7 protein-coding genes and 3 pseudogenes are annotated in these 7,612 nt (G+C 54.2%); 8 read left to right on the forward strand and 2 right to left on the reverse strand.

Features of this window, described 5'->3' with window-relative positions; translation table 11 throughout:
* Window positions 1-90 precede the first annotated feature (90 nt).
* From C450_RS21160 to C450_RS19760, 7 genes and pseudogenes are all read left to right on the forward strand, one after another.
* Window positions 91-324, forward strand: a pseudogene (locus C450_RS21160) (IS4 family transposase); the annotation flags it as partial.
* Between the two features lie 69 nt (window positions 325-393).
* The gene (locus C450_RS19740) at window positions 394-840 is read left to right on the forward strand and encodes a universal stress protein (protein ID WP_005046810.1); all 447 of its coding nucleotides are present in this window, start codon (window positions 394-396) and stop codon (window positions 838-840) included.
* A gap of 372 nt (window positions 841-1,212) precedes the next feature.
* Window positions 1,213-1,998: pseudogene (locus tag C450_RS19745) on the forward strand (IS630 family transposase); the annotation flags it as partial.
* A gap of 74 nt (window positions 1,999-2,072) precedes the next feature.
* Entirely contained in the window at window positions 2,073-3,245 is a 1,173-nt protein-coding gene (locus tag C450_RS19750; RefSeq protein WP_005046813.1) for an ISH3 family transposase, read from the forward strand.
* 192 nt (window positions 3,246-3,437) lie between these two features.
* Window positions 3,438-3,686: pseudogene (locus C450_RS21890) on the forward strand (transposase); the annotation flags it as partial.
* A 297-nt stretch (window positions 3,687-3,983) separates the two neighbouring features.
* Complete coding sequence (locus tag C450_RS23770; RefSeq protein ID WP_449271557.1) at window positions 3,984-4,169, forward strand: DUF7577 domain-containing protein; 186 nt, start codon at window positions 3,984-3,986, stop codon at window positions 4,167-4,169.
* 230 nt (window positions 4,170-4,399) lie between these two features.
* Window positions 4,400-4,912, forward strand: a complete 513-nt coding sequence (locus C450_RS19760) for an HPP family protein (RefSeq protein ID WP_049910541.1) — start codon at window positions 4,400-4,402, stop codon at window positions 4,910-4,912.
* A gap of 44 nt (window positions 4,913-4,956) precedes the next feature.
* On the opposite strand, the gene C450_RS19765 is transcribed toward C450_RS19760, so the two are convergent.
* Window positions 4,957-5,397, reverse strand: coding sequence for a universal stress protein (locus tag C450_RS19765; protein ID WP_005046822.1), 441 nt, complete (start codon window positions 5,395-5,397; stop codon window positions 4,957-4,959).
* 394 nt (window positions 5,398-5,791) lie between these two features.
* On the opposite strand from C450_RS19765, the gene C450_RS19770 reads away from it, so the two are divergent.
* Window positions 5,792-7,339 carry a sulfatase family protein gene (locus C450_RS19770; RefSeq protein ID WP_005046824.1) on the forward strand — a complete coding sequence of 516 codons (1,548 nt, stop codon included), beginning with the start codon at window positions 5,792-5,794 and terminating at the stop codon, window positions 7,337-7,339.
* Between the two features lie 58 nt (window positions 7,340-7,397).
* Here the strand turns inward: C450_RS19770 and C450_RS21165 are convergent, their stop codons facing one another.
* Complete coding sequence (locus tag C450_RS21165; protein ID WP_394324923.1) at window positions 7,398-7,514, reverse strand: universal stress protein; 117 nt, start codon at window positions 7,512-7,514, stop codon at window positions 7,398-7,400.
* Between the last annotated feature and the right edge of the window lie 98 nt (window positions 7,515-7,612).

The following is a 7,612-nucleotide window of genomic DNA, read 5'->3' on the forward strand; positions in this document are numbered from 1 at the left end:
GAGTGGTCGTCGCAATCACCAACGACGAACGAGGAGACAACCCTGGCCGCGAGATGCTCACGGCATGAGACGGATTCTATGACACGCTCGGAACTAGTAATCGAACACGCCGATGAGGAGGCAGTGTTCCCACCGGAACGCTGGGCGGCGACCTTCCGGTCGCACGCCTAGCGGATCCTCAAACGGCTCAGCGACTACCTCGGCTATTCGCCACCACCGCTGTTGGAACGGATGGCAGCCGACGCCCAGAAGATCCATCAACAGCGTCCAGTCCTACAGGAACGGTTCGCTACCGCCGCTCAACCGACCGCTGGAGTTAGCTAAAGACGGATGATTCTATGGCCAGCGTTATAACTCGTCACTGGCAAATACAGGATAAGGTGTTCACAGCGTATGTTCAACCGAGTACTCCTCCCGACGGACGGTAGCGACGCAGTCACGCCAGCGGTTGAGACAGCGATTGATATTGCCGAAACGTACGGTGCAAAACTCCACGTCCTCTTCATCGTTGACCCGCCCTCCTCAGTTTCCAGTACAAGTGATGGGTTCACCGGTCTGGACAATCTCTTAGATGGGCTTGAGGAAGAAGGCCAACACGCCACAGGCAAGGTTGCGGATAAAGCGAAAGACAGTGATATCGAGACAGAAACCGCTGTTCGGCGAGGAAATCCTCACGACGATATCCTCACGTATGCTACTGAGAACGAGATCGCCCTGATTGTCATGGGTACTCACGGTAGAACAGGTGTCAAACGGGCACTGCTGGGGAGCGTAACTGAAGATGTGGTTCGTCACTCCGAGATTCCGGTCTTAACTGTGCACCGAGAACCAGAGGAGTAGGCATTTCCCACCGATTATTTGAGTGTTTTCCCGGAGTAGCTATTGGAACAGCGTGTCATAGAAAGAGTCGCATGGTGTTCGGTCATGGTCCGAGAAGCCTGCTACCGCTGGTTCTGAATAGCGGAAATATTGTTCCCGCATCAGACACTGATTCTCGGCCTGCTGTTGACGTGTGTGACAAATTCTATGACACGCTGATTGGAAGCGTAAATGTCGTCTCGAGTGAATTCTTAGTGCAAGGCTGCTTCGTCGGCGGATTCTTCAGGCTCGGGAACAAGTGCTGTGTTGAATTGGGGTACGGCGTGGAGATCATAGAGATTCACAGATTTGTTCGATGTTCGAGATAGCGAACATCAGGACGATCTCGATCGACTGCTCACCGAAACTGACGACGACAAAATCAGCAAGCGCCTGACGTTCATCAAACGGCTCTACAAAGGTGCAACGCTTGAGGACGCTGCCGACGACGTCGGCAGGTCCTCTGCGACGGCTACTCGTTGGGCACGACGATGGAATCAGGGCGGGCTCGGTCTCCTCACCCCGAACTTCGGGGGCGGCAGGCCCCCGAAGCTCGATGAGGACGAACAAGACGAACTCATCGAACGGCTTCGTGACGGTCAGCCATGGAAATCACAGGAGGTTCAACACCTTCTGATGGAGGAATTCGACGTTGAGTATCATCCGCACTACCTCGGCACGTTCCTTCGGGATCTGGGGCTCTCGTATGCGAAACCACGGCCAAAGCGTCCCCATCAGCCAGAGAATCCAGACGAGATTCTCGAAGAGCGCGTCGATGACGCGCTCGACGAGGATGAACAGCCACACAACAAACACGCGGGTGATGACGAAGAAGGATGGGTTGTCGAGGAAGATGTCTGTACTGACGGCGGAACCGTGATTGGGTTCTTTGATGCTTCACACCCACAGCCGTACGATAATTCGCGACGTATCTGGTATGTCGACGATCCACACGTCGAACGGCCGTTAGTCAAGACGGAGGATTCTGCGGTTGGGTTCTACGCACTCAACGGAGAGAGTCTCGTGACATTCACTGAAGACGAGACGAAAGAGCGAATTTGTGAGGTCCTAGAGTTGATCCGCGAGCAGAATCCCGGCAAGCGGATTCTGCTCGTCTTGGACAAGCACGGATCGCATATTCGGTAGTTCCCAATCGAGTTGAGAGGCGGAGCTAAAGCGTTGGTCTGATTGGGAAGATGTCTGGTTGGGTGAATGTGTTAGAAGTACCTCAACCAGACGGCTTCCTTTCGGCGTGGGATGTCAAAGGAGTAGCGGCGGATGTGATCGGAGAGCTTCCCCTGCCAGGGATCGAGGGCTCGCCCCTCGATCCTGGCGACATCTGGTCCGTCGTTATCCTCGCTAGCGTCAATCAGACCTCCGTTCGGGAGGTCTGCGCCGAGAATCACGAGGCTCCCTGCGACGACACCGTCTTCGACTGGCTCCACACCCTCGATCGAGGCTGGCTCGAGTTCGCCGCTAACCTCCTGTTCATGCAGTTGGCCATGACGATCCTCGACCCCGACCGGTCGAGGATCGTCTCCATCGATTTCGTCGACAACCCCTATCACGGCGTTCATCTCGACGAGGAAGGCGAACTCTGCCGAATGAGTCCCAAAGACGGCACCACTACCTGCCACCGCTACTGCACCGCCTACCTCGTCTCGAACGGCAAACCGATCACGCTCGCGATGACCTACGTCCGCAGCGACGAGAAGCAAGCCGACGCGGTCGAGCGCGTCCTCGACCGCGTCGAGGCCTATCCCTTCGAGATCGAGCTGTTGCTGGCTGATAGCGGCTTCTACAACGAGCGCGTCATCCGCCGCTCACAAGACATCGCCGCGACAGTCGTCCCGGTCGCTGAGAAGGGCGACCGTCTTCAGGAGAAACTGGAGACGTACAAATCGTACATGACGACCTACCGGATGTACAAGGATAGCGAGCGGGAACTCCGCCTCCCGCTCGCGGTTTCGGTCTCGTATCAGAACGGCGATCGGGGCAAGCACGGCGAGGTGGTTCGAGGGTATGCGGCGTGCGATCTGGGCGATCGCACGCCCGCACAGGTCGAGCACCGCTACCGTAAGCGATCGGCGATCGAATCCAGCTATCGGCTGTTTCGGAGCGCACGAGCGGTAACCTCGACGCAAGATCCGATCGTGAGGTTTGCGTTCGTGGTGGTAAGCTTCCTGCTGGAGAACCTGTGGTTGGTGCTCCGGTGGGCGGTCGTCGCCCGCCCACGCCGGGGCGGGCGCGACCTGCCCGAAGAGTTCACGTTCTCGGTGTTTTGCGACTGGATCCGACACGCTCTGGAGCAGGAGTTGGAACGGCGGTGGAAGATCGAGATGAACGGAGTCGGCGTACCGGATGCGTACACCGCGGCCGCGGGCTGAGCCAGCCCGCGGCCTCGGGGGTGCCCTTCGTGAGCACCAGCTGTCGGCTGAGATCTTGGGAGAAGCCGGTGCAGGAAGCTTCTGGAACGCGGCCACGACATTGTGGTCTGGTGAACCGGTCCACCACGACATTCACCACAACAGTCCACCGGTTCAGAGGATTTGCTGAGATCTCAATTGGGAACTACCGATATTTGCGAGTACACGCGGAAGCGTGCCCATCAGCTCGGAATTGATCTCATCTTCTTACCGTCTGGATCGCCACATCTCAATCCAATCGAGAAAGTTTGGGACTATCTCAAGTGGACGATGTGTCCAATCATCGTCGAGAATGAAGGCGAATTCAAAGTCTTTGTCAAGGATGTTTTCGAGCGAATAACTCTCCGAATCAGCTACGCACAAACCTGGTGTGAGAAGTTCCTCGATCTTCAGAAGTTGTCTCAGTGCCTGAGTGATCTGCGCAACGTTTGGATAGTGGAGGAGCACGGCTGTTTCTATGAGGTGGAAAAATCGAACGACGGCAGCGGGTTCGCTGGATCTCTCACTGACCAATATTCATTTCTTACGCAGACCACTCGAGCGCTGGCTGACTGCCTACGCCTACTTCTACAATCACCTCCGGAGCCACCAAGCGCTTGCAATCAACCGCCGGTCGAAGCTGCCGGGCTAAGTTAACAGTGCCTTCAATCCTATAACATCAGTGAAAAAGGTATGTTGGGTAATACCAAATGGCGTTATATGGGGACCGTATCCAATAACGGTACTGATACGCCCAATCAAAACCTATCTCAGAAATCCGGCTTCATACCGTGTCCAAGCTGTGGCTCTACTAATGAGAAATTCTACACGTACTGCCGTGAGTGTGTGGAATCCTTACGAGATACCTCGCAAACCCAGTATCTACATCTCCCACAAGCACAGTAAGTTTAGTGATATTTAGTATTTCCATCACCAACTCTGACAAATTTGTGCTCATAGTGTCGATCGCTCCACCGAACTCACGTCCCAGAAACAGTTAGCCAGGAGGTTTGATAATATTATCAGACAAGTTGATCGCTTGAGCGAGCGGCACGTACTCGTCGTTTCACGAGAGATAGTGGACGAGAAGAAAGCATAATCACCTGTCTTATCCATCGCAAAACAAAACAAGGAATATGGCTCGATATCCGCTCGGCGGCGGAGTAAGCATATACCTCGGCTTTCATCTCCTTGTGTTAGGACTGTTGTCGTATATTACTGGGCTACCGTTCTTGATACCGAGTCTTGGTCCATCGCTATTCCTTCTTGGAACGTTACCAGATGGCGAAATGAATTATCCACAGCGGATCATCGGCGGGCAATACATCGGTGTGATAGCTGGGTTCGTCGCCTTTCACCTCATCGTTGGCAATATCGATCCAACAGTAAGTCCAGCGCTCTCTTTGGGAGTTCTTCGACAAGTGTTTTCGAGTTTCGCGGCCGCCCTTCTCTTGACGTTTGGTATGTATCTCGGAGACGTGCAACATCCACCAGCATACGCGACAACGCTCATCGTGTCACTTGGCTATCTCACCTCCCCACGTAGTGTGGGGGTGTTCATGTTGGCTGTGCTAATAATGGTAGGTATACATGAAACCATTGGCAAACGGGGACCAATATGGAGCCTCCCTTACGAGCAAGACGAGTAGCCGGCGATCAGACAGAAAGTCACAATCAACGACGGTTGATCCTTCTATTCCTCATCATCGGCCATCCGTACCGTAAGTACGGACGGCTTTGCCTGCCGTACTACCTTCTCAGTCACGCTGCCTATGAGATGGCGGTCAAGACCGCTTCGGCCGTGAGTACCCATGATGATGAGATCAATATCGTTGTCTCCAGCGTAGTCGCGAATCATTTCGTCCGGCGTCCCTCGTTTGACAGACGTAATAACGTTCTCCACACCGGACTGCTTCGCTTGTTCCATCGTCTCGGTCACTATCTCCTCACCATCCGCTTCGGCCTGATCAAACCGCTCATCACCGCCACGGACATTTAATGGTCCGGATGTGATATCTACGATAGACAGGATATGAAGGGTCGCAGTATTGTTGGTCGCAACACCAAACGCTTCGTTCGCCGCGTTTGCCGCCGCCTCACTCCCATCGGTTGGCAGTAGCACGTGTTCGTACATCTCTACTCAATTGGATCGCCATGGGTAAAGTAGGAGGGGGCGCTAGTGAACCAGGTCCGCCAATTGTTCTAGGGGACTCTCGTAACCAATAAATGAAAGCAGCAAACTGGCGGATTAATCGACTTCTGATTCAGTCATACAAGAATAAACCCTCCCGACATCGCTCTCCCTGCAGGGTTCGTCATAAACACATCTCAAAACGTCAAAGTTGAGGTCCTGTGATCAACACCGCACCTGAGAACGTTATCGGATCAAATAGGGACGTTCCTGCTCACAAGCTAACCCACAACTTTGATCGCACTATCTCGAACGACAGATTCTCAGAAGAGAGGGTGGATGTAACCAATACTCATAACAACGGTTCCTTCTTACCATATCGACGGTAATAGTAACTATGGTCGACCAATCGACGGAGCGAACAGAGCACGGGCTTCGTCGCCGAAACGCCATACGAGCACTTGGCGGAGTCGGGGCTGCCGGCCTCCTCACCGGTTGCAGTTCGAATATCGACGTGCTCTCGGGGGGTGACTTTGAGGACGGGCGGCGTAACATAGTGTTCGTCAATAGCGACGACCACCGCTATGACTTCCTGAGTTCCATGAACGAACCGGGCACCCCGACGTTCTTGGAAACGCCCAACATGGACCGCATGGCAAAGGAGGGCGCACATCTCAAGAACGCCTCGGTCAGCACGCCGCTGTGTGCGCCGTGTCGGGCCTCGATTCTCACCGGACAGTACGCTCACCAACACGGTGTCATCGACAACCAACACATAAAGACCGATCACGTCCCATTCTTTCACAAGTATCTCCACGACGAAGGCTATGAGACCGCGTACATCGGCAAATGGCACACTTACCAACTCAACAGCGCCGAACCACGCCCCGGTTTCGATCACTGGGTGAGTTTCGAGGGTCAAGGCCACTATTTCGATCAGACGTTGAACGTTAACGGCAAGAAAGTCGAGCGCAAGGGGTACATCACCGATATCTTGACCGAATACGCCCGCGACTGGCTCAAAAACCGTGAGGGCGACAAACCGTTTTTCCTGTTCCTCTCGCATAAAGCACCACACGCGTGGTTTTGTCCCGCGCCACGGCACCGGAATCAGTACGCAAATGCCTCCATCGAGTACCCGAAAACGATGGCAGACACCGAAGAGAACTACACGGGGAAACCAGACTGGGTGCAAAACCAACGCGAGAGCGTGCGTGGTGTGAACTACATCTTCGGTGGGCGCTTCGACTTCGACGAGTTGTATCGACGGTACAGTGAAACGTTGCTGGCGCTTGACGAAAGCATCGGAGCTGTAATGGACCAACTCAATGAGTCGGGCGTCGCCGATTCGACCTTGATGTTATATATGAGTGACAATGGGTATTCACTCGGCGAACATGGACTGATTGGCAAGCAAACTGCCTACGAACCGTCGATTCGGGTGCCAATGCTCGCGTATGCCCCTGGAATGATAGAACCCGGAACGGTCGTGGACGAACACGTGACCAATATCGATATTGCGCCGACCATCCTCGCAGAGGCCAACCGTTCTCCGCCCGACTACATGAGTGGACGGTCGTTTCTGCCAGCACTTTCCGGTCGAGACATGAGCGAGTCCAAAGAACCGTTCTACGAGTCGTACTGGGGAGGATTCCCAAAGCATCCAACCATGTTCAGCACACGCCAAGGGAAATACAAGTATATCTGGTACTACGGCCCCTCGAAAGACGAACTGTATGATCTCGAGGCCGATCCGCTGGAACAGCACAATCTGCTTGGGAAGAAAAAACACGAAAAACGCCACGAGGCGATGCATGATCGGCTGTTCGACTGGATAGAGGCGAACGGCGGCGTCCCGATTCCACTCCAGCGAAGCCGACGGGGGAATCAAAACAAAAAACGACCCGAAGATGCACCCAAGACAGTCCCGAACGATTTCACGTGAGCTCTGATCGAAGAACGGTACTGTGATTCTGAATTAAACCGGCAACCAGTATTCCAAGCTACTGTGCTGTGAGTACTGGGACATCACTCGTCCGGACAATACGTTCGGTTACACTCCCGATGAGATAGCGTTCGAACCCAGTCCGTCCGTGTGTCCCCATCGTGACGAGTCCGATGTCTTCATTGGGCTGTGTTGAATCGCCATAGGGCGGTGGATTTCACTGCTTGACGGAGCGTTTGATGTTGTAGACGACACACATCAGGGTGATTTCTC

The organism is Halococcus salifodinae DSM 8989, assembly GCF_000336935.1.
Taxonomy (GTDB): domain Archaea; phylum Halobacteriota; class Halobacteria; order Halobacteriales; family Halococcaceae; genus Halococcus; species Halococcus salifodinae.